Here is a 22,814-nt window from a genome sequence, read left to right as displayed (position 1 = left end):
CGATGCCTAGGCAGAAGTTCATTGCTCAACTCCAGGACGTTTACGAACTTCTGGACCTGGCGGACGCCATCGCGAGTCGAAGTTCCGCAGTGTCATACCTGCCATTCAAACTCAGTATTCAGCCATTCATTTCAGGAGCGGTGGTGCTCCTCTGCGCACGATTCGAAGAGTTCCTGAGGGATTCGGTAACGTATGCATTGGATCAACATGGGGGAGCCACTCCGCCGATCTCCTTGACTGATTTACCAAACGCATTGCGGGTGCACATAGTTCAGCAGAACATGATGGCAGCCCTGCAGAGGAACAGATACGGCGTCGAAAGATCTGACCAGGTGAGGCTAGCGGAGAGCCTGATCATGGCTCAGCACTACGTCGCGGGAAGGATCTGGAGTGACTATGCCGTCGACACTGGTGGCAACCCTGGACCAGATACAGTCGCGACGCTCATGAAGCTGATTGGAGTAGAAGCTCCATGGCAGAAGGTGGGTAAAGAATTTACTGATAACTATCAGGCGCCAAACATTCCCGGAGCTATCAACCGGTCGACAGGAAAGCCGCAGGATCAGCTTCGCCAAATCGTTCAGGCGCGAAATACTGTGGCTCACAGTGGAACCCACCTGGCATTTTCTACGGCCGATGTGCGATTTGACGTGGACTTCATTGCTCAACTTTCTGGATGGATTTATGGGGTGCTCCAGAAGCATGTTGAAGAATTTGCTGTAATGAATGGCCGCGTCCCGGCAATTTGGAACCCGCAGTGATGGTACCCGAGGCTGCCACTCCGCCCGAATGGCTCAGTGCCAACGGAGAAGCCTAGGAACGCGGACTATTCGTGGACGCGCTCCGTTCGTTCGTCCATGAGAACTCTGTGACCTGCGCACCTGTCCGATACTCAACCGCCCTCCGGAGCCGTGTGCACGTGGCGGGAGGATGGCATCATGAGCAACGGATCCAGCAACGCCCCGTTCGAGAGCATGCGCGTCACGACCGTGACCGATGGTGTGGCGCAGGTCTTCACCTGGGATGAAGATGCAAGGATCGAGGTGAGGAACCTCGGGAGCACGGTGGTCGTCGAGGCGAATGCCGCAGGCCTCAGAACGCTGGCCGGCCATTTGCTCACCCTCGCGAACGACGGGGTGCCCGATGGGAGTCACCTTCATCTGGAGGACGGCAACGGCCTCGTGGAGGGGTCCGCTGAACTCGTTCTTGAACGGTGTGACGACGAGACATGAGGCTGACTTTGGCGACGGCCACGCCTGGCTAGCCGAGGTCGCCAGTCGAATGCGTGTCGAAGTGCACCGGATCCGCTTACGCTCAGGCAGGAACAGCCTGGTCAGCCCCCTCCGCAAACGCGATTGTCCCAGCGCCTTCTAAGCGCTTGGCCGCAGGTTCGAGTCCTGCCGGGGGCGCCATCTTTCGGCCTCGCTTCGGCGGGGCCTTTTTGCTGGGCAGGGGCCTGATACGAGTGCGGCTGCCTGGTCGACGGGCGGTTCTGGCGGCGGCAGGAGTCCGGCTGAAGCCGGTTCCAGACGGGTCTGGGCCAGGTTCCTCCCGAAGTCTTCCTTGACGGAAGGACGCTCCTATATCGCATCATCCTTGGCGCGCGCAGACCGTACTGTGTCCGCGGGCGCACCAACCGTCGCCGTCGCCGGCACAACATGGGAGCGGGTATGAGCAACAGGCTTCCCGTGGAGAACGGCGGGCAGCACCTCACCAGTCTGTTCGTCGAGCCATATGGTGAAGACTTCTGGATGTCTCCGGGGGAAGTCTTCACGGTCATCCCGTCTGTTGACGCGGACGTTGAGATCGAGTTCTCCGTGATCGTCAAGCCGGACCACGTCACGGTGTGGATGTTCCACGACGGGGACCCCTACAACGCAGTCCTCGACTTCAAAGTGGTCGGGCAAGACGGCGTCACCCTGGAATGCGGGCATCAACGCCCGCTCGACTCCCCTGAAGCATCACCGCGCACTGGAACATGACGGCGGTACTGACGGCAACGGTGGTTCGTTGCGACGGCTCTCGGTGGGGCGCAACCATCATCACCCTCGAGGCCGCTGCTGGTGGGGCGTGGAGGTCACCATCTGACGGGGAGTTCGGCGAGTCCGCCGGTCAATGTGTCGGTGCGGAGCCGGAGTTCGTCGGGCGGGACGGCCAGGGTCATCGTCGGGAAGCGTGTGGTGAGTGCGCCGAGGGCGACTTCGAGTTCCAGTCGGGCCAGTGGGGCGCCCAGGCAGTAGCGGGCGCCCCTGCCGAAGGTGAGGTGGGCGCCGGCTCGGCGGGTGATGTCGAAGCGGGCGGGGTCCGTGAAGGCTTTCTCGTCATGGTTGGCGGCGCCGTTGTCGAGCAGGATCAGGTCGCCGGCCTTGATGTCGTGGCCGTGGAGGCTGAGGTCGGTGCGCGCGTAGCGCGGGATGCCGCCTCCGCCGCGGCCGGGTGCGCGCAGGATTTCCTCGACGGCTCCGGGTGCGAGCGCGGGGTCGGCGCCCAGGGCCGCCCACTGGTCGGGGTGGGTGAGCAGGAGCAGGGCGCCCAGGCCGAGTTGGACGACGGTGGTCTCGTGGCCTGCGAAGAGCAGGGCCATGGCGAGCATGGCGATCTCGTCGTCGCCGAGTCCTTCGGTCTCGCACAGGCGGGTGAGGATGTCGTCGCCGGGCGTGGTGCGTTTGCCGGCCACCAACTCCTTTCCGCACGAGAAGAGTTCGCCCAGGCCTTGTTTCGAGCGTGCGCGGTCCTTGATGTCGGCGGCGGCCTGGGTCCATGTACGGAACCGCACGCGGTCCTCGTACGGGATGCCGAGGAGCTCGCAGATCACCAGGATCGGCAGCGGCAGGGCGAGTGCAGTGAGAAGGTCGGCGTGCGGGTCGGCGCCGCGCTCGGCGAGGGCGTCGAGGAGTTGGGTGGTCAGGGCCCCGACGCGGGGCCGGAACGCACGCATGCGGCCCGGCGTGAAGTGGGGTTGGAGCTGCGAGCGCATCCGCGCGTGATCGGCCCGCTCGGAGTCGAAGGCGCCCAACGGGCCACCGAACAGGGCGGATTCACTGACTCGGGCGGCCGCGGCGGGACATGGGTGGGAGCGGCCCAGCCGGTCGTCGTCCAGGAGCCGGCGGACCTCCTCGTGGCCGACCACGAGCCAGGCGGGATCCCCCACCCGCGTACGTACGCGGTGTACTGCGCCTTGGCGTTGGAGCGCGTGCAGCAGTGGAGGGAGTTCCAGTGGGTGAGGTTGCGCGAAGGGTAACTGCATGGCGTGAGACCCCCGGTCCCGCTCGTTTGTTTACTCGAACATAAACAACGTTATTTGTATACTCCGAAGCAAACAAGAAGGCAACTGCGCTGGGAGACAGCCGAGTTGAGAGACGAGCGCGCCTCATCCGATGAGCAGAGGTCCGAGCGGACGACCGTCCGGCGAATGCCGCGCGCCGAGCGGCGGGAGCAGATTCTGACGGCCGCGACCCGGGCCTTCGCCGGTGGCGGGTTCACGGCGACCGGGCTCGACGAGGTGGCCGCCGAGGCGGGCATCACCAAGGTGCTGCTCTACCGCCACTTCGAGTCGAAGGCCGATCTCTACCGTGCCGTTCTCGACCGGGCCTGCACCCGGATCGCCGAGGGTGTGGGCAGTGACGACTTCGACGACGACGCCATTCCGGCGCTGGTACGGGCCGCGTCGGCGGACCCGGACGCGTTCCGGCTGCTGTTCCGTCACGCCGCGAGGGAGCCGGAGTTCCGCGAGCTGGTCGACAGTCTGAGCGCCGCGTCCACGGAGGTGGCCCAGCGCAATCTCGCCAGGCTGCTGCCCGAAGGGCCGTGGCTGAACTGGGCGGCCGGCATCGTTCCCGCGTTCACCATCGAGGCGGTGATCCACTGGCTCGACGCGGGCCAACCCGACCCGGACCGGGCCGCCGACCACATCGCGCGGGCGGTGCACGGCATCATCGAGGCCGCCCGGCCTCTGCGATCACCTGACCTCTGCGCAGCCCGCCCCTCTACGACAGCCCGGCGACCTGGGGATCACTCGCTCCGGCGCCCCCGATCGGACGCCCCGCTCGCGAGCGCGAAGAGCACCGCGACCGCCGATACGCCGGACAGCGCGACGAACAGCCCCGGATAGCCGCCCAACAGGCCGGCGAGGCTCGCCCCGGCCCACGGCGCGAGTGCGGCGGCGACGGTCGCCGGGGCGGCGAGCAGGGCGGAGAGACGGCCGTAGTGGGCGGTGCCCCAGCGGTCGGAGACTGCGGTGGCCTGGAGGAGGGTCAGGTTGCCGCGGACCATTCCGGCGAGAACCGACAGGCCGATCAGCAGGGGCATGGGGCCGGGAACCAGGCCGAGGGCGGCGGTGGTTGCGCCGCCGGCGGCGATGAGGGTGACCGTGCGGGTGGTGACGCCGGTACGGGCGGCGAAGGCTGCGTAGAGGGTGCGGCCGAGGGTCTGGCCGGCGCCGCCGAGGCCGAGGGCCCAGGCCGCGGTGGTGGGGTCGGCGCCTCGTTCGGCGAGCAGGGGGACGAGGGCGACGACGACGGCATAGACGGCGAAGCCGGAGAGCATGAAGGCCGTGGCGAGGAGGAGGAAGGGGCGGCTGCGGGCCGTCTCGGCCGCGTCGGCGGTCTGCCGGGCGTGGGCGGCCGGTGCGGGTGGCCAGGGTGCGCGGAGCGCGAGGGCGTGGGCCGGGATGGTGATCGCAGCGAGTATCGCGGCGAGGATCAGGTACGTCGTACGCCAGTGGAAGTGCTCGGCCAGGGCTGCGGTGACGGGCGCGAAGACGGTGGAGGCGAGGCCGCCGGCCAGGGTCACGACGGTCAGTGCGCGGATCCGGTCGGCGCCCCACCAGCGGGTGACCGCGGCGAACGCCGGCTGGTAGAAGGTCGCTGACATCGCCAGGCCGGCGAGCAGCCAACCTCCGGTGAAAGCAGTCAGGTCGGGGGCGGACGCGATGGCGGTCACGGCCAGGACCGCCAGCAGGGACCCTGCGGTCATGACGGTGCGGGGGCCATGACGGTCGAGGATGCGGCCGACGGGTATGCCGGCCACGGCGGAGACGAGCAGGGCCGCGGAGAACGCGGCCGTCGTCGCGTTCGTGGACCAGCCGGTGTCGGCGGTGATGCGGGCGTTCAGGACCGGGAAGGCGTAGTAGACGATGCCCCAGCCGGTGATCTGTGTCGCGCACAGGGCGGGCAGGACGCCGCGAGGCCGCGACCGGTCGTCCGTTCCGGTCGCGGCCTCCTCGGCACGCAGGTCGGCCACCGGGTCAGCAGCCGCCGCCTGTGACGGGGGCGCCGATCTGGAGCGTGGCGGGCGCCCCGCAGCAGCCGCCGCCGTCACTCTCCTCGGCCTGCCCGGGCTCGTCGAACAGGCCCGCGCCGCCGCACACGCCGGTCTCGGGCAGCACCAACTCGACCCTCTCGGCGGCATCCTGGTCACCGGCGAGGGCCGCGGCGATGGAGCGGATCTGCTCGTATCCGGTCATGGCGAGGAAGGTCGGGGCGCGGCCGTAGGACTTCATGCCGGCCAGGTAGGCGTCCTTCTCCGGGTGGGAGAGCTCGTTCACGCCGTGCGGGTAGACCGTGCCGCAGGAGTGGACGTTCGGGTCGATCAGCGGGGCCAACTCGACCGGGGCCTGGAGGCGTTCGTCGAGTGCGAGGCGGAGTTCGTCGACGAAGGTGAGGTCGGGGCGGAAGCCGGTGAGGCCGATGGCCTCGTCGACCGGGTCGAGGCGGCGGCCGTCCTCGCCGACCAGGATCAGCTGTCCGTCCTCGGTCTTCTCGATGGCGGAGGTACGGAAGCCGGTCACGGCGTCCGCGTACCCGTCGTCGACGGCCGCCTTGGCCGCGAGGCCCAGGGCGCCGCGTGCGGGAAGCTGGTCGGCTTCGCCGCCCCCGAAAGTGCTGCCGCTGATGCCGCGGCGCAGGATCCACACCGCGTGGGTGCCGGGCTCCTCCTTTGCCAGGGCGGCGAGGGAGGCCAGGGCGGTGAAGGCGGAGGCGCCGGAGCCGACGACGGCGGTGCGCTTGCCTGCATAACGGGCTCGTACGGCCGGGTCGTTGAGGTCGGGGACGCGGTAGGAGACACGGTCCGCGGCAGCCTTCTCGCCGAGCGCCGGCAGGCCGTCGCCGCCGAGCGGGCTCGGGGTGGACCAGGTACCGGAGGCGTCGATCACGGCCCGGGCGAGCAGCCGGATCCCGGTGCCGTCGGCGTGCTCGACGTGGACGCTGAAGGGCTGCTGCTCACGCTCTGCGTCCACCACGCGGTCGCGGCCGGTGCGCGAGACTCCCGTAACCCTGGCGCCGTAGCGGACCTTGTCGCCGAGGACGTCGGCCAGCGGCTGCAGATAGCGCTCGGCCCAGTCGCCGCCGGTCGGATACGTGTCGCCGTCGGGGCGCACCCAGCCGGTGGGGGCGAGGAGCTTCTCCGCTGCAGGGGCGATGACTTCGGCCCAGGTGGAGAAGAGCCGTACGTGCGACCAGCCGCGTACCGCTGTCGCGGCGGACGGTCCCGCCTCCAGGACCAGCGGCTCGATACCGCGCTCGATCAGGTTCGCCGCGGCGGCCAGACCGATCGGTCCTGCACCGATCACGACCACCGGAAGCTGCTGCTCGCTCATGACTGCTGTCTCCTTGCTGAGGTCTGCGGGATGGGGCTGGAGTGACGAGGGCGGGTGTCCGGGGTGTCCGGAGCGCTCAGCGAACGGGCCCGAAGGCGGCCAGGGCGGTCTCAGTGGCACGAAGCCGGGGCTCGGAGCGGCAGGTGGTGTCGCAGACCTGGGCGCAGCTGTCACAGAAGCTGACGCCGTCCAGGTTGCGGCTCGACAGCCGCGTCTTGACGCCAGCCAGCAGAGCGGAGATGCGTACGGCCATGACGGCCCCCCTGTTTCGATGCTTGTCGATGACTTCGAGATGGAGTCTGTCACCCTGAATCGACGTTCGTCAACATAGACGTTCATCGAAGTGCCAGGTACGGTGGAGCCATGCCCGCTACGAAGACGCCACCGAAGACGCTGCCACTGATCGAGCCCGCCGCCGACGGGGCCGTCGAGCCGTGCTGCCCGCCGCTGACGGAGCGGACCTTCACGGCCGAGGAGGCCGAGCGGACCGCGAGGATGTTCAAGGCGCTCGGCGATCCGGTGCGGCTGCGGCTGTTCTCCGCCGTCGCCTCGCATGAGGGTGGCGAGGCGTGCGTGTGCGACATCTCGGACGTGGGGGTGTCCCAGCCGACCGTCTCCCACCACCTGAAGAAGCTCAAGGAGGCCGGCCTGCTCACCTCCGAGCGGCGCGGCACCTGGGTCTACTACCGCGTGGAGCCCTCCGTGGTGGCCGCGATGGGCCGGCTGCTGACCACACCGACCGGAGCCAACTGACCTTCAGCGCGCGGGCAGCGTGAGCTGTGCGCGATGGAAGTAGAAATGCTTCGCCGGGTAGCGGTAGACACGGGACCTCCCCGTCGGACACCCGCACCGACTGCGTCTCCTTCAGATCAGACGCGGGGGCGCGTATCGGACATCAGGCCAGCAGGGCTCGGATCTCGCGGGCGGCGTCACGGGCCGGGCGTCCCACGCCGATGAGGGTGGCGGAGGCGGGGCCGGTCCAGTCGCCGTAGCCGAGCAGGTGCAGGCGGGGTTCCCCGAGGGCGCGGGTGCCGTCGGTCGGGATGTGGCCACGCGTCCCGCGCAGGCCCAGCGGTGCGAGGTGGGAAAGCGCCGGGCGGAAGCCGGTGCACCAGATGATCGCGTCCGCCTGGGCCGCACTTCCGTCAGCCCACTGGATGCCGTCCGGGACCAGCCGGTTGAACATCGGGGATGCCTTGAGCAGCCCGCGGCCGCGGACCTCGCGGACCGGGGGTACGGCGACGATGTCGCCGAGGGAGGCGACTCCACCCGTATCCGGGCGCCCTTCTTCGAGGGCCCGGCGCCGTGCGGTGGCGGCGTCGAAGAGCGCACGGCCGTCGATGTCGTCCGCGAGGTAGCGCGGCGGACGCTGGGTGACCCAGGTCAGGTCGGCGTCGTACGCGAGATCGGCGGCGATCTGGGCGCCCGAGTTGCCGCCGCCCACCACCACGACGCGCTGACCGGCGAAGTCCCGCGGACTGCGGTAATCGATGGTGTGCAGCTGCCGGCCGTCGAATCGGCCGGGGACGGTGGGCAGGAAGGGCCGCCACCAGGTACCGGTGGCGCTGATGACCGCGCGGGCCCGCCAGCTGCCCGCATCGGTCTCGACGCGCAGGTGGGCCTGGCCGTCGCGGTGAACTCCGCCGACGCGTACGGGGCGTTGGACGGGCAGCTCGTAGCGCTTCTCGTACTCGCTCAGATACGTCACCACATGGGCGGCGTCCGGATACGTCTCGCCCGCCTGGGCGGGCATGAGCCATCCCGGCAGCGAGGAATAGGAGGCTGGGGAGAACAGGTGCAGCGAGTCCCAGGTCTGTTGCCATGCGCCGCCCGGGGTGGACTGTGCGTCGAGGACGACGAAGTCCACGCCGAGGCGGCGCAGGTGGTAACCGGCAGCGAGCCCGGCCTGGCCGCCGCCGATCACCACCACATCCGTGTACGAGGTCACTGGACCGCCGTGAACTTCTTGCGCCAGGCCAGCGAGACATATACGAGCGCGACCAGAACCGGAACTTCGATCAGCGGTCCGACGACACCGGACAGGGCCTGCCCCGACGTGACGCCGAAGGTGGCGATGGCGACCGCGATGGCGAGCTCGAAGTTGTTGCCGGCCGCGGTGAACGCGAGGGTCGCGGTCCGCTCGTAAGCGAGGCCGATCGCCTTGCCGAGCAAGAAGGTGCCGAACCACATCACGGCGAAGTAGACGAGCAGCGGCAGTGCGATCCGGATGACGTCGACCGGCTGCGAGGTGATCGTCTTGCCCTGCAGGGCGAAGAGGATGACGATCGTGAAGAGCAGGCCGTACAGCGCCCACGGGCCGATCTTCGGCAGGAACTTGGCCTCGTACGCCTCGCGGCCCAGCTTCTGCTCGCCGATACGGCGGGTCAGGAACCCTGCCAGGAGTGGGACGCCCAGGAAGATGACGACGTTCAGCGCGATCTTCCCCATGGAGATGTCGAGGTGTTCGCCCTCGCCGAGGCCCAGCCACCCCGGAAGAATGTCCAGGTAGAACCAGCCGAGCAGGCCGAACGCCAGGACCTGGAAGACCGAGTTGAGGGCCACGAGGACCGCAGCGGCTTCGCGGTCGCCGCACGCGAGGTCGTTCCAGATGATGACCATCGCGATGCAGCGGGCGAGCCCGACGATGATGAGTCCCGTGCGGTACTCGGGCAGATCGGCCAGGAAGATCCAGGCCAGCGCGAACATGATGGCCGGGCCGAGGATCCAGTTGATGACCAGGGACGAGATCATCAGCTTGCGGTCGCCGGTGACGGCGTCGAGCTTGTCGTAGCGGACCTTGGCCAGGACCGGATACATCATGATCAGCAGGCCGACCGCGATGGGCAGCGAGATGCCGCCGATCTCGACCTTCGCCAGCGCGTCGTTCAGACCGGGGATCAGCCGGCCGAGCCCCAGGCCGAGGCCCATGGCGAGCAGGATCCAGACGGCGAGAAAGCGGTCGAGCGTCGACAGTTTCGCGACGACCGAGGCGTCCTCGGCACGTATGGTCGCGGGTGGTTCGGTGCGGGTCACGGACAGGCTCTCTTGTTGTCGGCAGCGCAGCGTGCGGATTCGGCCAGGTCGGCGAACTGGCCGGCGAGCTGGGCGATGACGTCCGGCTTGAGCTTGTAGTAGGTGAAGCGGCCGCACGGTTCGGTCTCCACGACTCCGGCCTCGCGCAGCACTCTCAGGTGGTTGGAGAGGTTGGTCTGCTTGGCGCCGGTCTCGTCCACGAGGTGTGTGGTGCACAGCGTCTCGCGGGCGAGCAGAGTCACGATCTTGAGCCTGAGGGGGTCACCCAGGATTCGGATCAGTTCAGTGTCGACTGACGTCATCATGGACTGATACTCTCACATCAGCGCTAGCTGATACCACTCGGCGCTGATGTGTAGTGAGACCGCAGTCCCCGCGAGTCCCCGCGAGACAAGAGAGCCCTTCCGATGTCCGAGAAGCCGTCCGTCCTGTTCGTCTGCGTCCACAACGCCGGCCGTTCCCAGATGGCCGCCGCCTGGCTCAGCCACCTCGCGGGCGACCGTGTCGAGGTCCGCTCGGCGGGATCCGCGCCCGGCGACGCCGTGAACCCGGCCGCGGTGGAGGCCATGGCCGAGGTCGGCATCGACATCTCCGCCGAGGTGCCGAAGATCCTCACCGTGGAGGCGGTCAAGGAGTCCGACGTCTGCATCACGATGGGCTGCGGCGACACCTGCCCCGTCTTCCCCGGCAAGCGCTACCTCGACTGGCAGCTGGAGGACCCGGCCGGCCAGGGCGTCGCGGCCGTGCGCCCGATCCGTGACGAGATCAAGGTCCTGGTCGAGGGCCTGATCGCGGAGATCGCCCCGGAGGCGGCCAAGTGAGCGAGATACGTGACGTGGTCATCATCGGCTCGGGCCCGGCCGGCTACACCGCCGCCCTCTACACCGCCCGCGCCCAGTTGAGGCCGCTGCTGTTCGGCAGCTCGATCTTCGTGGGCGGCTCGCTGACCACCACCACTGAGGTGCGCGACCTGCGATGGCTTCTTCTTCCGTGACCGCGACATCGCCGTGGTCGGCGGCGACACCGCCACGGAGGAGGCCACCTTCCTCACCCGCTCGGTCACCACTCTTCACCGGCCAGCTCGAGTTGGACGCCGAGGGCTACCTGAAGGTCGCCTCGCCCTCGACCCGTACGAACATCCCAGGCGTCTTTGCCGCCGAAGACGAACAAACGTGGGCAAAAAGGCATCAGGTTGAATGTGTGCTGGATGTCAGATCATCCTTCCGCCATGAGTCTCGTCTCCGCCACCTTCGATGTGCCCGACAGGGGCGATTACGCACACGACTGGGCCTTGGTAGATGTGGAGACATCGGGTCTCATGGCCCGGCGGGATCGCGTCCTCTCCGTCGCTGTGATCACGATCGGTCCGGACGGCGAGCAGACCGGCGAGTTCTCCACCCTGCTCAATCCTGGCTGCGATCCGGGACCGGTGGAGGTACATGGGCTGACCGTCGAGCGATTGCAGGGGGCACCGACCTTCGGCCAGGTCGCCGGGCAGATCGGAGCGATGCTTCAGGACCGGGTGCTGGTCGCCCACAATGCCCAGTTCGACTACGAGTTCCTGGCCTACGAGTTCGCCCGTGCGCGGATGTGGCTGCCGGTTTCACAGCGGCTGTGCACCCTTGCGCTGAATCGACAGGTGGATCCGCCGACGGACGACATGAAGCTTGGCACCCTCGCCGCCCATTACGGCACCCCTCAGCAGCGCGCGCACGATGCGCTGGACGACACTCGAGTGCTGGCCGGAATCCTTCGGGCGTTACTGCGTGAGGCAGCTCGGCTCGACCTGCCCCTGCCGCTGGTGACCTGCCCGCCCCGGGCGGAGTCGCAGTTCACGCCGCAGCCGCCGAAGACACCCTGCGCTTACCGCAATCCCGGACGGCTGACTTCAGGTGGACCACTCCAGCAAGGGATGAAGGTCGCAATCACGGGTGAGACGGCCCACGCCAGGGCGGAACTGGTGGGGCGTGCGGTCGCCGCCGGGCTGAACATGATGACCTCCGTCAGCCGGCACACCAGTGTGCTGGTCACCAATGAACCGGCGTCCGATTCGGCAAAGGCCCGACGGGCCATTGCCGAGGGCGTACCGGTCATCGACGAGCCGACCTTCCTACGGCTGCTGGCCGACGTACGGCCGGGTACAGCGCATGAACCGGTTACAGCGCATGAGACGACGGCTGCCGTCGCCGCCCCTGCTCAGCCGGAAGCTGAAGTCGTTGCCGGAGACGCCGAGTCGGCGCCCTCCGCGCCCTCTGCCGAGGCGGTCCCGGAACCCGCAGCCCTCACCACGGCCGTACCCGGCACTGGGGTGCCCGCACCACGCGTACCAAAGCCGTCCGTCGGCACGCCGGACAAGCCGCTGGCCGGGCGTCGCGTGCTGGTGCTTGGTGGTATCCATGCCGATGCCGCAGCAGCTCGGACCCGCGTCGTCGAGCTCGGCGCGTCCGCGGCGATCAACCTGTCCGCCAGCGTCACCGACGTCGTACTCCTGGAGGGAGGGCAGAGCGACCGGCGCATGAGACGTATCACCGCCCTCCAACTCCCCGTGCACGACGTCCTCTGGCTCGCTTCTCCAACCGCCGGCGCCCCGGCCGAGGCGCTTCGAACGCAGGAGCCGCAGGTGATGCCCAGAGGCGGCGTCATCGACCTGCCCATGCCGCCACACGGCAGACCCGCGCCGGAGTGGTACGTCACCGCCGGCTGGGCCACGCAGGACGGGCACGAGATCGATGTCGTCGCCTTTCTCCTCGACGAGGACGAACAGGTCAACCACGACGAGGACTTCATCTTCTACGGCGCTCCCGAGAACCCCGCCGGAACCGTGCGGCTGCTCACCGGTGGCCCCACCGAACAGTCCATCGCTCTCGACCTGGCCTCCCTGCCGCTGGCGACGCGCAAGGTCGTCGTCGCCGCAGCCATCGACGGTGCCGCGACCTTCGGGACGGTCGGTGCGATCCAGGTCGGCACCGCCCTCGGCAGCAGCGGCGCACCGCTCGCCCGCGCCACCCTCGATGCCGCCACCACCGAACGCACCATGCTGCTTGCGGAGATCTACCGCAGAGGTCCGGTATGGCGCCTACGCGCCGTCGGGCAGGGTTACGACCACGCCCTCGGCGCGCTCGCTCGCGGATACGGTGTCGACATCGCCGACTGAAGGCGCGCGTCCGGTACTGCGCACCCGGCCCTTGATACGCCCCCTGCGAGTGCGAGTTAGCCGCCGCCGTCAGGCACGCTTATGGTCGGCAGGCACAGACGCCACAGGGCGAACTGCGGTGAAGTCGGCGAACTCGGACCGGGTTGCGGAGAGCAACAACAGCCACTCGTCGCAGCCTTGCCATGGGTGGAGATCACCGGCACCGCCGCGCACCACGCGCGCCCCGTCCCCGGTACGGGGACGGGCGTTCCCCGGCGCGTCCACGAAGTGCGGAATCCATACATCGGCACACATCTCGTTCGCCGATCCCATGGCAGCCAGTCCGAAGGCGTTCTGCGCTGCGGCGACGCGCATTTCGTCGGCGAAGTCGTTGAGTACCTGATCCTCGTCAGGCCTTCCGTCGCCGTGGAACGTCAGCGTGCTGGTGCCGGCCCGGGCTGCGTACTCCCACTCCGCCTCGCTCGGCAGCCGGAACGGCAGCACCTCGAGCAGGGCGTCCAGGTCGCCATCGAGCCGGGCTGTATTCGAGTCCTCGTCGGCGAATTCATCCTCGAATTCGGGCAGCCAGTGCCGTATCTGCGCGACCGTCAGCGGGTGCCGCGCAATCAGGAACGGCTCAACCAGCACGTCCCGTACCGGCTGGGCCTGGACAGCTGCGGCGAAGAACGGTTCGAGATCGTCTTCGGCTCCATCGGCCCGTTCGATGGCACGGACGGCCTCCAGCTCGCCGTCGGAGAGTCCCATCCGGAACGTTCCACCAGGCACCTCCCGGAAGACCACTCCCGATGGCGTGTGCCGCCACGCGGGCAGGCCGGAGACAATCTCTTCGGTCCACATGGCGCCGGACGGTAGCAGCCGGATATCCCACCGCCAGAGGCAGGTTCAAGACATCGACGCCGGCGAGGGTGTCGGAGGCCGAATGATCGCCAAAAGCCCGCTCGCAAGGCCACGTCAGTGACAGTCGTACCGCCAGTCCCACGGCAGGTCGGAGCATCGTCGGCAGAGGAAGAAGTAAACGCCGCCGCAGTCGCCCAGTTGGATGTCGCCGGTGATCGTCAGGAGGTGCTCCATGCGGTGGCCGCACGCGCAGTCCGGCCAGTCGGCGGGTTGGGTCCAGGCGGGCCAGCCGCCGGCCTTCGTGCCGATGAGGTTGGAGTCGGGGGGCCATATGGTTTGGCCGGTCGGCGTCCGGAAGCGTGGTTCCCAGGTCTCCCGCATGCCCTCGGGCAGATCAAGCCACCTCGGATAGTCCTCTGCGATCGTCGGGGACAGCGTGGACGGTTGCGGCATGTTGTACTCGTCGAACTCGCCCTTGCGCGCAATGGGGATCTCGGACAGCAGGCCGTCAGTCATGAGTTCTGCCTCGTTGCGCCAGTACAGCTGCGGCATCACCAGCAGCCTGTCGTCATGCTCGTGCATCAGCGCGCACCACACCAGTTGCAGCAGGTCCTTTCCCGCCGGAAATTCCAGCGCCGGTACATCACGGGCGAACAGCTGGAGGATCGGCACCATCGGTACCGTTCCCGCCACAATCTCCGTGGGCAGATTGGAGCCGAGCGTCCAGTGGTCCTCCTGGGCGCAGTACGGCCACGGCTCGTCCGCCGGCCAGAGCGGCTTGCCTCCAAGCGAACTCTCGCGCGGGTCAGGGAGGCCGGGCTCGGGATTGAGGAGGACGGTTTCGCGGGCGAGGCACGCGTACTCGGGTATGAGAGTGCGCAGGCTCTGGGCAGGCGAGTCGGGCTCGTCTTCGGGCAACTTGGCTCCTCGGCCGTACGGGTGTGGGTGGGGTGGAACGCCCCGGGCACGGTAGTACGGGCCACCGACAACCCTGCCTACCGTTTCCCGTCGCTCCGATGACCGCGGTGGTTGCTCTGTCGGCGGGGTTCCTGGTCCACGCTCACGGATGTCTCAGGCATGTCCCCCATCACGTCCACCCCCACGCCTTATCCCACAGGTCCCTCCCGTACAGCCCTTCCACGCGCTGCCGGGATCGTAGACACGCCCCCGCCCCGTGGTCGACCATTCCCTGCATGCCCGTATGGACCATCAGGCCAGAGCACGTCACCGGTCCCGAGATCGATGGCGTGATGTGGGAGTACTTCGCCGAGATCGCGCAACGTGTCATGGGGCGGCCGGCCGTGGAGGCCGAGTTGCGGTGGGCCATGGGCCGAGATCCGCATGACGATCTTGCCCCGCCCACGGGGCAGTTTCTGGTGGCGCGGCGCGCGAGTGGGGAGCTGCTCGGCTGTGCCGGGGTGCGGCTGCTGCCGCTCGTGCCGGGGACGACGGAGCTCAAGCGGATGTTCGTACGCGATGCCGGGCGCGGCACGGGGCTGGGGCGAGGGCTCCTCGCGGCCGCCGAGGAGGCGGGGCGCGAGCTGGGGGCCACGCGCATGGTGTGCGAGACGAACAGTCCGCTCACCGAGGCGCGGGCGCTGTACGCGACGAGCGGGTACGAGGAGACCGCGCCGTACGAGGGGCACGGTAGGGCGGATCATTGGTTTGCCAAGGATCTTGGGTGAGTTGACGGGCGGGTGGGCGGGGCGTCGCGGACGGACAGGGCGTCGCTGGTAGGCAAGGCTCCGCGGTCACGGCGCTGTCAGTGGTCGTCTGTACGGTCTCTTGTGGGTCCGCTGCGCAGCAGACCGCGAGTATCAGGAGTACGGCACGCACGACGAGGCTGGGGGACGGCATGGGGAACATGAGCGGCGTTCGGGATCCGTATACCGAGCCTCACTTCGAGAGCTCCGCTCTCATCACCATCGATGTGCAGCGCGACTTCCTCTCCGAGGCGCCGTACGGCATACCCGGCACGAGTGAAGTGCTGCCGCAGCTCAGGGAGTTGGCGAAGGCGTTCCGGGAGGCCGGGCGGCCCGTCGTGCATGTGGTGCGGTTGTACGAGGTCGGGGGCGGGAACGCCGAGCCGGTGCGGCGGCGCCTGTTGGAGAGCGGAGTGGAGCTGGCCGCGCCCGGGAGTGAGGGGAGTTGGCTGGCCGAGGGGATCGCGCAGGAGGGGGCTCCCGAGGTGGACGGGGAGATGGTGACGAGTGGCGTGCCTCAGGTGCTCGGGCCCGGCGAGTACGCCGTGTTCAAGCCGCGGTGGGGCGCGTTCTACGGCACCTCGCTCCAGGAGCTGCTCACCGAGTTGAAGGTCGACACGCTTGTGTTCGCCGGGTGCAATCTGCCCAACTGCCCGCGGGCCAGCATCATCCAGGCCTGTGAGCGCGACTACCGCGTCGTGCTCGCGTCCGATGCCGTCTCGCGTGTGAGCGAGCAGGGTCTGGAGGAGATCGCCGGGCTCGGCGTGCATCCGCTCGGTACGGCGGGGATCGTCGCGGCCGTGACCGGAGGGAGTGCGGCGGAGTGATTCTGCCGAAGGTGCGCGACCCGCGGTTCGTGACGCTCCGGCGGGGCGGCACCCTCACCGACGAGCATCATCGGCTGCTCGCCCTGTGGGCCGCCGAGTGCGCCGAGCATGTGCTCGGGTACTTCGAGGCCGAGCAGCCCGCGGACACCCGGCCGCGGCAGGCGATCGAGGACGTACGCGCCTGGGTGCGGGGCGAGCGGAAGATGATGGAGACGCGGGCGTCCGGTGGGCATGCCATGGGTGCCGCGCGGGAGTTGAAGGGTGCGGCGCGGCATGCCGCGTATGCCGCCGGGCAGGCTGCCGTCGTCGCGCACGTCGCCGCGCATGAGCTGGGGGCCGCGGCGTACGCGATCAAGGCGGTGCGGGCGGCCGAGGGCGAGGACGCGGGGCGGGCCGAGTGCCGGTGGCAGCGGGAGCGGCTGCCCGAGGAGATCCGTGACCTCGTGCTCGACGACCAGCGGCTGCGGAACAGCATCTGCTGGTACGTGTTCGAGGAGGGCTGACCCGAGGGGAGTGAGGTTCGTGGAACTGCTGCCTGCGCCCACGGTGCTGGAGGCGCCGGACGGGTTTCTCGACTGGGAGTACACCGCGCCGCTGACCGTGCGCGTGCCCCCGTATCCCGGGATGAGGGCGAACGATGTCGTCACCGTGCACTGGGAGGCACGCGGTACGCGGTACGAGGAGCCGGTGCGGGTGTGGGGGACGGATGCCGGGATCCCCCTCATCGTGCGGGTGCCGAACCCGTGGCTGAGCAGTGCGTCGAACCGGGTGTCCTACTCCGTGGAGCCGTTCGACGGGGGTGAGGTGTTGCGGTCGGAGGTGTATGTGCTCAACGACCGCGGGTGGTGAGCGCGGCCGCCGAAGACGCGGGGAGCCGCACCCGAAGACGCGTGCGCTGCAGCCCGGTTGGGGTGCGATGGGGACACGGCCATGACAACCCCTTCCTACGCTGCCCTCATGAAGCCCATGGATGAAGCGAGTGACGCGCATCTGCAGCGCTGCACCCAGTGCGGGACCGTCGGGCTGGGAGAGGGATTCGTCGAGGACGACGGGCAGTACGCGAAGGGGTACGCCCGGTGGATTCCCGGACGCCTGGAGCGCGGGCTCTTCGGCGGTGCCCGGCGGATGGGGCGGCCCCGGTGGCGGATCGAGGCGTTCCGCTGCCCGCAGTGCGGCCACCTGGAGTTGTTCGCGCGCCGGCCGGCGTGACCCGTACGCCCGACAACCGTACGCCCGACAACCGTGCGCATACGGCCCGTACAGCAAAGGCCCGTACAGCAAAAGCCCGTACACACAACAGTGCCGCCGCCGGAGCAGACCCCGGCGGCGGCACCGTCACTTCAGCAGGCGTTTACGCGATCAGCCGCTCCCTCCGGCCGGCCGCCCAGCGGATCCCGGCTCCGGCGAGGACCAGCGTCACGAACAGCGCGCCGATCGTGGTGGTCCAGTCGTCCGGGCCCGTGTGGGCCAGGAAGCCGCCCTTGTCGTCGTCCTTGTCCTTGTCGGGGCCGTCCGGGTTCGGCGGCGGCGGGAACTTGTTCGTCACCGTCACCGATGCCGAACCCTTCACGTCGACCGAGCCGTCCTTGTCGCCCTCCGAGTTCGCGTAGGTCACCGTGGCCTCGGCCGCGACGTCCCGTTCCGTGACCGTGCAGTGGGCGCCATCGGGAACCGAGATGACCTTCTTCTCACCGGCGCCGAGCGTGAACTTGGCGTCACCCGGGGCCAGTGCCACATCACCTTCCGCGGTCGTGCAGACCACGGTGAAGGAGTAGGAGAGCGCCTCGTCCTCGCCGATGATCTTCTTCGTGACGGTCAGGCTCGCCGCCTTGAAGGTGTTCGTGGCCGTGATGGTGGCCTGCTCCTCCGCACCGTCCTCGGTGATCACGACCGCCGTGCGCGGCGTGCCGTGATCGACGACCGCGGTGTCGGCGCCGCCCGTGTCGACCTCCGCGGCCCAGCAACGGGTGTTCACCGGGAGCGGCTTGACGGTCACGGGCTTGTCGGCCGTCACCTCGTAGGTCTTGGTGAGGATCCGGTGCGACGGCTTGCCGTCGGCGCCGGGCAGGGCGCAGGTGACCTTGACGTCGAAGGTGCGGTCCTTCGCGTACGAGGCACCGTCACCGGCCAGTTCCTTGACGAGCTTGAGCTCGCCGAAGCGGAAGGCGTTGGTGATCCGGGCCGTCTCGACGGTGGTCGTGCCGAGCCCGGGCTCGATCGTGACCTCCAGCGGGTCGTCCTTGGTGTGGGTGGCCTGGCCGCCGTGGGCCGAGGTCTCGTAGACCTCGCAGTCCGCGCCGGCCGGGATGCCCGTGACGGTGACTGGCTTGTCGGCGGTGACCTTGTAGTCGGCGTCGATGACCGTGCGGTCGTCGCCGCCCTGCGGGTGGATGACGCAGGTGACGTGGAACGTGAACGGCACCTTGGCCAGGACCGGGTCGAGCGAGTCCGGGCTGTCCCCGATCCGCTTGACCAGCTTCAGGTCGCCGTAGGCGAGGGCGACACCGACCTGGATGGGCTCGTTGGGCTGCAGGACCCGCGGGCTGCCCGCACGGTCCGTGGTCTCGTTGTGGGCGTAGGAGTTCCAGGCGATCGTCGGGTCGCCGTTCTTCTTCACGTCGAGCGGGGTGTCCATCGCCCAGGTGATGTCCACCGTCTCGCCCGGCGCCATGGCCGGGGCGAACTTCAGGTCGAAGCGGGCGCCGACGGCCTGCGCGCTGTACGGGTCGTCCCACACGGAGGCCGGGCACTGAGGCTCACTGGAGCCCGCCCCGCCCATGTGCAGGTCGTCGGTGCACAGGGGTTCGGTGTTCTCGTACGAGGTGGTCATCGTGCCCGGGCCGGTGAGCTGCGGCTCCGAGGCGAGCGTCGGGCGCTTGTCCCAGGCGGTGCCGCGCTCCTGGTCGAGGAGCACGCCGCGGTCGCCCTGGACCGGGAAGCGCTCGACGATGCGCATCGCCGTACCCGACTCCGTACCGGAGTTCTGGATCCGCATCAGGTAGTGGTACTCGTCGCCCGGGTTGACCAGGGCGATGCAGGGGTTGGCGGTGTAGTTGCGGCCTTCCGCGTCCGTGGTCGCCAGGCAGGAGGGGTCACCGACGGGGACGGTCTTCTTGGTACGGGAGTTGTACCAGCCGAGCGCGTCGTTGCCGGAGACCCACTTACGGGCGGCGAAGGCCGCGCCCGACTTGGCGGTGAGCGTCGCGGTGTCGGTGCAGTAGAGACCCTCGCCGAAGTCCCCGTCCGTCTCCGAGGTGCCCTCGCAGGCGAGGTCCTCGTCGGAGGAGGTGGCGCCGGTCTCGTTGGTGACCACGTCACCGGCGCCGATCCCGGGCTCGAGGCGGACACGGATCTCGATGGTGAGCGTGGCTCCGGGGGCGAAGACCCACGGCTTGCCGTCCGCGTCCTCGGAGAAGTCCCAGGCGAGGGCGGAGATACGGTCACCGCTCGACGTCGGTGTGAACACCGGCGTCGGGACGGCGGGGGTGCCCTCGGGAACCTTGGTGTTGATGACCTTGTACGGCTCGCCGTTGTCACCGTCGAAGGTGTCGACGAACTCGATGCCCTCGGGCAGCAGGTCCTTGACCAGCAGGTCGGGGACGTTGGCCGTACCCGTGTTGGTGACCTTCAGGTAGAAGGGAGCGTCCGCACCGGGCGAGAGCACGGTGTCGGGGTCCTTGCTGACGGTGAGCCGGGGCGTGCCCTTGACCAGGTCGAGGGTGGCGTCGACCGGGTCGATCGCCTTGGGGTCCCCGTCGGTCTGCAGCTTGGTGAGGAAGCTGCCGCTGACCGTGTCCTCCAGGTGACTGGGGACGGGTTCGCCGTTGGAGCGCAGGGAGTGGCGGGGGCTGACGTCGAGGACGAGGATGCCGGAGCAGCTGCTGCCGCCGCACAGCGGCTTGATGACATAGCCGTCGTTGCTGGTGCTGGTCGAGCTGTAGGTGGCGCGGATGCCGGTGACGTCCGCGGCGTTCACTCCGGCGGGCAGCGCCGCCGACGAGGACGGGGTGCCGTTCACCCACTCCCCGTCGACATACGCGTCGATCTGGACGCGGTTGGCGCCGGCGGGCATCTGGTTGGACTTGATGGAGACGAGGTCGACGGCGTCGAAGAAGTCCTCGTCGCGGTCGGTCATCTGCAGCGTCTTGGCGGACATGTTGCCGGTGTTGGCGATGGTCAGCGACATGTCGGCGTGCTGGCGCGGCAGACCCGGGACGTATTCGGGGAGCGTTCCCGGGCTGATCGACTTGTTCAGGGAGGCCGAGTCGGAGGCCGGTGCGGTGTCCATCGAGGGGCCGCAGACCGGGGCGCCGGGCGTGTAGTCGCCGCCCGCGTCGATCGAGTAGCAGTTCTGCAGAGTGGTGCCGTCCGGGACGCCTTCGCGGCGCTCGGCGACGATGATGACCGTGAAGCTTGTCTGCGGGGACATCTCGCCGTCGTAGCTGCCGCGGACGCCGGTGGCGCGCTCGAGGAGTGCGGCATCACTCGCGTCATACGGGACCCAGGCGCCGGAACCGCCGTCCGCCTCGGGGTCCCACAGTTCGAGGTCCACCGGGGCGTCGGAGGGGCTGACGCTCACCGAGGTGATCTGCAGGACGTCGAACGGGGAGGTGGAGGCGGGGGCGCCGTCCGGGCCTGCCGCAGGGTCGGTGACCACCGGCGAGACAAGCGGCTTGTTGCCGTTGTTGCTCACCTTCAGGTTCATGGTGATCGGCTGGTCGGCCGGGATCTCCTGCTGCGAGGAGTCCTTGGTGCCGCTGCCCGAGGTGTTCGGTGACTCGATCGCCAGGTTCTTGCAGGCATCGCCGGCGGCGGTGCCGCTGCCGTCGGTGCGGCCCGCGTCACCCTTGTACGAGGCGCAGTTGTCGATACCGGGGCTGGTGCCCGCGGGCAGGTCCTCGGCGGTGACGTCGTCGGTGAGGGTGCCGTGCAGGTCGAGACCGGCGGTGGTGCCCTCGGCGATGGTCGGGTTGCCGTCCTCGTCCACGCCCGTGTAGGTCACCTCGACCTTGGTGACGGTGGTGCCGGCCTTGGCGACGTCGACCGTGGTGTTCTCGGTGTACGTCTCCTCGAACTTCGTGCCGTCGGCGTAGGTGACGGTCAGCTTCGCCTCGGTGGCGCCCGAGGGGAAGCGCAGCCGCACCTTGTCCACGTCGATCTTGTCGAACTCGTTGGGCGTGTCCGCGGACGGCTCGATGATGGTGATCGACTTCACCGGGAACGGCGAGGCGTTCTTGACGTCGACCTCGGTGCTGACCGGCGAGTTCTCACCGAGCACCGCGTGCTCGCCGGTGTCGGCCGCGCCGCCGAAGTCACCATTGGTGTCCGGGTAGAACCGCTTCGTGGGCTGGAGCACCAGGATGTCCGGCAGGATGTCGTACGTGTCGCAGGCCTCGGTGCCTTCGACCGCGCCCTCGGTGGCCTCCTCGACGGCGGGCGTCGCGCAGTTGTCCACCGTGACCTTGTCGGTGGGCCGCAGCGGCGAGTCGTCCGAGCGCTTGGTGTCGCGGAGCTTCATCTCCACCTCGACGGTGCCGCCCGTTTCGTCGTACGGGAGCGGGTCACCGTCGCTGTTGGTGAAGACCACCTCGAAGCCGACCACGTCCTCCGGGTCCACGCCGGCCGGCAGCGGCAGCTCGCCGGGCTCGGTGATCGCGGGGCCGGTGCGGGTCGTGCCGCCGGCGGTGGTGACCACGAGCTGCGCGGTGTCGGCGCCCTTCGGGAAGCGGGTCACCGAGGCGCTGACGAAGTCGAAGTTCTCGAAGGTCTCCTCGGTGCTGTCGGACACCGACAGTTCGGTGACCTCCGCCGAGGACGAGGACTGGTTGCGCACGTTCAGGGTGATCGTGCTCGTCTCACCGCTGCCCGCAACCGCGGAGCCGTCCTCCCAGGTCTTGGTGGCGACGGGCTTGACCACGCGCGGGATGGAAATGGTGACATCCGTGTCGGCGGTGTGGGCGGGCGCGTTGTCGGCCTTGACCTCACCGGTGTTGGTGATGGTCGTGCCGTCGGTGAGCTGGGTGTCGGCAGGCACCCTCATCCCGATCTCGATGCTGCCTGCCTGGCCGGCCCGCAGACCCGTCTCGTCGTCGGGGTTCTGCAGGGCCTCCTTGTAGACGATCGTCAGCTGCCGTGTCGACTCGTCGTACGTGACATCGCGGGTGCTGGTGGACTGCGGCAGGCTCGTGACGTCCAGGCCCTCGGGCAGGGTGTCCGTGACCGTGAAGTTCACGCAGTCCACGGTCAGGCCCGAGCACTGGGCGGTGAGCGTGTAGATGAAATCGTCGCCGGGCTCCAGCGGTTCGCCGCCGGTGTCATTGGTCTTGGTGATGCTGACAGAGCTCTGCGGGTCGTCGGGCGCCTTCGCGGCAGCCGGTACCGCGACCGCCTGGGCGCCGTACAGCAGCGCGAGCGCTGTGATCGTACTGAGGGTGAGGCGGGCCGGCCCGCGCTTGTTTCCCGGCATGCAGATCCTTCGTCCGTGCCGGGATGCGCCGCGGTGGCGACTGCCTGGTCCGTCTCCGCGCGCACGCGGCCGCTGCCTGTGCGATTCCGGCCGAACCTACGGACGCATTAGTACGAATAATGGGGCGCCACGCCCCGGAGGGTCCCGGGCGCTTCGGGAATACAGCCGTATGCAGCACACATACCGTCGGACGGGA

At 68.8% G+C, this 22,814-nt stretch carries 22 protein-coding genes, 1 tRNA gene and 1 pseudogene; 14 read left to right on the top strand and 10 right to left on the bottom strand.

What is annotated here, in order from left to right; translation table 11 throughout:
* Positions 1-2 precede the first annotated feature (2 nt).
* From ACIBI4_RS21950 to ACIBI4_RS21935, 4 genes are all read left to right on the top strand, one after another.
* The gene (locus tag ACIBI4_RS21950) at positions 3-761 is read left to right on the top strand and encodes a HEPN domain-containing protein (RefSeq protein WP_399205643.1); all 759 of its coding nucleotides are present in this window, start codon (positions 3-5) and stop codon (positions 759-761) included.
* A 177-nt stretch (positions 762-938) separates the two neighbouring features.
* Positions 939-1,232, top strand: a complete 294-nt coding sequence (locus tag ACIBI4_RS21945; RefSeq protein WP_399205642.1) for a hypothetical protein — start codon at positions 939-941, stop codon at positions 1,230-1,232.
* An 86-nt stretch (positions 1,233-1,318) separates the two neighbouring features.
* A tRNA-Arg gene (locus tag ACIBI4_RS21940) sits at positions 1,319-1,412 on the top strand.
* A 258-nt stretch (positions 1,413-1,670) separates the two neighbouring features.
* Positions 1,671-1,982, top strand: coding sequence for a hypothetical protein (locus tag ACIBI4_RS21935; protein WP_399205641.1), 312 nt, complete (start codon positions 1,671-1,673; stop codon positions 1,980-1,982).
* 95 nt (positions 1,983-2,077) lie between these two features.
* On the opposite strand, the gene ACIBI4_RS21930 is transcribed toward ACIBI4_RS21935, so the two are convergent.
* On the bottom strand, positions 2,078-3,151 hold the full coding sequence (locus ACIBI4_RS21930) for a cytochrome P450 (RefSeq protein WP_399205640.1): 1,074 nt from the start codon (positions 3,149-3,151) through the stop codon (positions 2,078-2,080).
* A 261-nt stretch (positions 3,152-3,412) separates the two neighbouring features.
* Between ACIBI4_RS21930 and ACIBI4_RS21925 the strand changes: the two genes are divergently transcribed.
* On the top strand, positions 3,413-4,111 hold the full coding sequence (locus ACIBI4_RS21925) for a TetR/AcrR family transcriptional regulator (RefSeq protein WP_399205639.1): 699 nt from the start codon (positions 3,413-3,415) through the stop codon (positions 4,109-4,111).
* Here ACIBI4_RS21925 and ACIBI4_RS21920 read toward each other — a convergent pair.
* The 3 genes from ACIBI4_RS21920 to ACIBI4_RS21910 all read right to left on the bottom strand — a co-directional run bounded on the left by ACIBI4_RS21920 (position 4,012) and on the right by ACIBI4_RS21910 (position 6,851).
* Positions 4,012-5,241 carry an MFS transporter gene (locus ACIBI4_RS21920; protein ID WP_399205638.1) on the bottom strand — a complete coding sequence of 410 codons (1,230 nt, stop codon included), beginning with the start codon at positions 5,239-5,241 and terminating at the stop codon, positions 4,012-4,014. The two genes, ACIBI4_RS21925 and ACIBI4_RS21920, sit on opposite strands and share 100 nt — an antisense overlap.
* Before the next feature lie 4 nt (positions 5,242-5,245).
* Positions 5,246-6,598 (bottom strand): NAD(P)-binding domain-containing protein, encoded by a 1,353-nt coding sequence (locus tag ACIBI4_RS21915; RefSeq protein ID WP_399205637.1) that lies wholly within the window; start codon positions 6,596-6,598, stop codon positions 5,246-5,248.
* A gap of 76 nt (positions 6,599-6,674) precedes the next feature.
* Positions 6,675-6,851, bottom strand: coding sequence for a hypothetical protein (locus ACIBI4_RS21910; RefSeq protein ID WP_399205636.1), 177 nt, complete (start codon positions 6,849-6,851; stop codon positions 6,675-6,677).
* A gap of 110 nt (positions 6,852-6,961) precedes the next feature.
* Between ACIBI4_RS21910 and ACIBI4_RS21905 the strand changes: the two genes are divergently transcribed.
* On the top strand, positions 6,962-7,351 hold the full coding sequence (locus tag ACIBI4_RS21905; RefSeq protein WP_399205635.1) for an ArsR/SmtB family transcription factor: 390 nt from the start codon (positions 6,962-6,964) through the stop codon (positions 7,349-7,351).
* Between the two features lie 142 nt (positions 7,352-7,493).
* Here the strand turns inward: ACIBI4_RS21905 and ACIBI4_RS21900 are convergent, their stop codons facing one another.
* Genes ACIBI4_RS21900 through ACIBI4_RS21890 form a run of 3 tightly spaced genes read right to left on the bottom strand, consistent with a single transcriptional unit; the run spans position 7,494 to position 9,936 of the window.
* A complete protein-coding gene (locus ACIBI4_RS21900) occupies positions 7,494-8,546 on the bottom strand; it encodes an ArsO family NAD(P)H-dependent flavin-containing monooxygenase (RefSeq protein ID WP_399205634.1) in 1,053 nt (350 codons plus the stop codon).
* On the bottom strand, positions 8,543-9,631 hold the full coding sequence (arsB, locus tag ACIBI4_RS21895; RefSeq protein WP_399205633.1) for an ACR3 family arsenite efflux transporter: 1,089 nt from the start codon (positions 9,629-9,631) through the stop codon (positions 8,543-8,545). The genes ACIBI4_RS21900 and arsB overlap by 4 nt, the downstream gene beginning before the upstream one ends.
* A complete protein-coding gene (locus tag ACIBI4_RS21890) occupies positions 9,628-9,936 on the bottom strand; it encodes an ArsR/SmtB family transcription factor (protein WP_399205632.1) in 309 nt (102 codons plus the stop codon). The genes arsB and ACIBI4_RS21890 overlap by 4 nt, the downstream gene beginning before the upstream one ends.
* A 102-nt stretch (positions 9,937-10,038) precedes the next feature.
* Here ACIBI4_RS21890 and ACIBI4_RS21885 point away from each other — a divergent pair, with 102 nt between their 5' ends.
* The 3 genes and pseudogenes from ACIBI4_RS21885 (at position 10,039) to ACIBI4_RS21875 (ending at position 12,785) form a co-directional block, all read left to right on the top strand.
* Positions 10,039-10,452: an arsenate reductase ArsC gene (locus ACIBI4_RS21885; protein WP_399205631.1), complete on the top strand. Its 414-nt coding sequence runs from the start codon at positions 10,039-10,041 to the stop codon at positions 10,450-10,452.
* A pseudogene (locus tag ACIBI4_RS21880) lies at positions 10,449-10,795 on the top strand (FAD-dependent oxidoreductase); the annotation flags it as partial. The gene ACIBI4_RS21885 and the pseudogene ACIBI4_RS21880, both read left to right, overlap by 4 nt.
* A 64-nt stretch (positions 10,796-10,859) precedes the next feature.
* On the top strand, positions 10,860-12,785 hold the full coding sequence (locus ACIBI4_RS21875; RefSeq protein ID WP_399205630.1) for a TerD family protein: 1,926 nt from the start codon (positions 10,860-10,862) through the stop codon (positions 12,783-12,785).
* 69 nt (positions 12,786-12,854) lie between these two features.
* Here ACIBI4_RS21875 and ACIBI4_RS21870 read toward each other — a convergent pair whose 3' ends face one another.
* Positions 12,855-13,622, bottom strand: a complete 768-nt coding sequence (locus tag ACIBI4_RS21870; RefSeq protein WP_399205629.1) for a formylglycine-generating enzyme family protein — start codon at positions 13,620-13,622, stop codon at positions 12,855-12,857.
* Positions 13,623-13,736: 114 nt separating this feature from the next.
* Positions 13,737-14,540 carry a DUF1963 domain-containing protein gene (locus tag ACIBI4_RS21865; protein WP_399205627.1) on the bottom strand — a complete coding sequence of 268 codons (804 nt, stop codon included), beginning with the start codon at positions 14,538-14,540 and terminating at the stop codon, positions 13,737-13,739.
* Between the two features lie 275 nt (positions 14,541-14,815).
* Between ACIBI4_RS21865 and ACIBI4_RS21860 the strand changes: the two genes are divergently transcribed.
* The 5 genes from ACIBI4_RS21860 (at position 14,816) to ACIBI4_RS21840 (ending at position 17,361) form a co-directional block, all read left to right on the top strand.
* Positions 14,816-15,307, top strand: coding sequence for a GNAT family N-acetyltransferase (locus tag ACIBI4_RS21860; RefSeq protein WP_399205626.1), 492 nt, complete (start codon positions 14,816-14,818; stop codon positions 15,305-15,307).
* A 179-nt stretch (positions 15,308-15,486) separates the two neighbouring features.
* Positions 15,487-16,152 carry a cysteine hydrolase family protein gene (locus ACIBI4_RS21855; protein WP_399205625.1) on the top strand — a complete coding sequence of 222 codons (666 nt, stop codon included), beginning with the start codon at positions 15,487-15,489 and terminating at the stop codon, positions 16,150-16,152.
* Positions 16,149-16,655: a putative immunity protein gene (locus ACIBI4_RS21850; RefSeq protein ID WP_399205624.1), complete on the top strand. Its 507-nt coding sequence runs from the start codon at positions 16,149-16,151 to the stop codon at positions 16,653-16,655. Before ACIBI4_RS21855 ends, ACIBI4_RS21850 begins: the two co-directional genes overlap by 4 nt.
* 19 nt (positions 16,656-16,674) lie before the next feature.
* On the top strand, positions 16,675-17,001 hold the full coding sequence (locus ACIBI4_RS21845) for a hypothetical protein (RefSeq protein ID WP_399205623.1): 327 nt from the start codon (positions 16,675-16,677) through the stop codon (positions 16,999-17,001).
* 117 nt (positions 17,002-17,118) lie between these two features.
* On the top strand, positions 17,119-17,361 hold the full coding sequence (locus ACIBI4_RS21840) for a hypothetical protein (protein ID WP_399205721.1): 243 nt from the start codon (positions 17,119-17,121) through the stop codon (positions 17,359-17,361).
* A gap of 142 nt (positions 17,362-17,503) precedes the next feature.
* Here ACIBI4_RS21840 and ACIBI4_RS21835 read toward each other — a convergent pair whose 3' ends face one another.
* Positions 17,504-22,618, bottom strand: coding sequence for a DUF5979 domain-containing protein (locus ACIBI4_RS21835; protein WP_399205622.1), 5,115 nt, complete (start codon positions 22,616-22,618; stop codon positions 17,504-17,506).
* Positions 22,619-22,814 lie beyond the last annotated feature (196 nt).

Source organism: Streptomyces sp. NPDC050418 (assembly GCF_044458745.1).
Lineage (GTDB): Bacteria > Actinomycetota > Actinomycetes > Streptomycetales > Streptomycetaceae > Streptomyces.
Note: the sequence above shows the minus strand (reverse complement) of the source record. Positions and strands in the feature narration are given on the sequence as shown.

Excerpts from the sequence above, each read along its gene's own strand:
- ACIBI4_RS21835 (WP_399205622.1), bottom strand. The coding sequence starts at position 22,618 with ATGCCGGGAAACAAGCGCGGGCCGGCCCGCCTCACCCTCAGTACGATC.
- ACIBI4_RS21905 (WP_399205635.1), top strand. The coding sequence starts at position 6,962 with ATGCCCGCTACGAAGACGCCACCGAAGACGCTGCCACTGATCGAGCCC.
- ACIBI4_RS21950 (WP_399205643.1), top strand. The coding sequence starts at position 3 with ATGCCTAGGCAGAAGTTCATTGCTCAACTCCAGGACGTTTACGAACTT.
- ACIBI4_RS21885 (WP_399205631.1), top strand. The coding sequence starts at position 10,039 with ATGTCCGAGAAGCCGTCCGTCCTGTTCGTCTGCGTCCACAACGCCGGC.
- ACIBI4_RS21875 (WP_399205630.1), top strand. The coding sequence starts at position 10,860 with ATGAGTCTCGTCTCCGCCACCTTCGATGTGCCCGACAGGGGCGATTAC.
- ACIBI4_RS21890 (WP_399205632.1), bottom strand. The coding sequence starts at position 9,936 with ATGATGACGTCAGTCGACACTGAACTGATCCGAATCCTGGGTGACCCC.
- ACIBI4_RS21910 (WP_399205636.1), bottom strand. The coding sequence starts at position 6,851 with ATGGCCGTACGCATCTCCGCTCTGCTGGCTGGCGTCAAGACGCGGCTG.
- ACIBI4_RS21935 (WP_399205641.1), top strand. The coding sequence starts at position 1,671 with ATGAGCAACAGGCTTCCCGTGGAGAACGGCGGGCAGCACCTCACCAGT.
- ACIBI4_RS21925 (WP_399205639.1), top strand. The coding sequence starts at position 3,413 with ATGCCGCGCGCCGAGCGGCGGGAGCAGATTCTGACGGCCGCGACCCGG.
- ACIBI4_RS21945 (WP_399205642.1), top strand. The coding sequence starts at position 939 with ATGAGCAACGGATCCAGCAACGCCCCGTTCGAGAGCATGCGCGTCACG.
- ACIBI4_RS21840 (WP_399205721.1), top strand. The coding sequence starts at position 17,119 with ATGGATGAAGCGAGTGACGCGCATCTGCAGCGCTGCACCCAGTGCGGG.
- ACIBI4_RS21870 (WP_399205629.1), bottom strand. The coding sequence starts at position 13,622 with ATGTGGACCGAAGAGATTGTCTCCGGCCTGCCCGCGTGGCGGCACACG.
- ACIBI4_RS21855 (WP_399205625.1), top strand. The coding sequence starts at position 15,487 with ATGAGCGGCGTTCGGGATCCGTATACCGAGCCTCACTTCGAGAGCTCC.
- ACIBI4_RS21915 (WP_399205637.1), bottom strand. The coding sequence starts at position 6,598 with ATGAGCGAGCAGCAGCTTCCGGTGGTCGTGATCGGTGCAGGACCGATC.
- ACIBI4_RS21860 (WP_399205626.1), top strand. The coding sequence starts at position 14,816 with ATGCCCGTATGGACCATCAGGCCAGAGCACGTCACCGGTCCCGAGATC.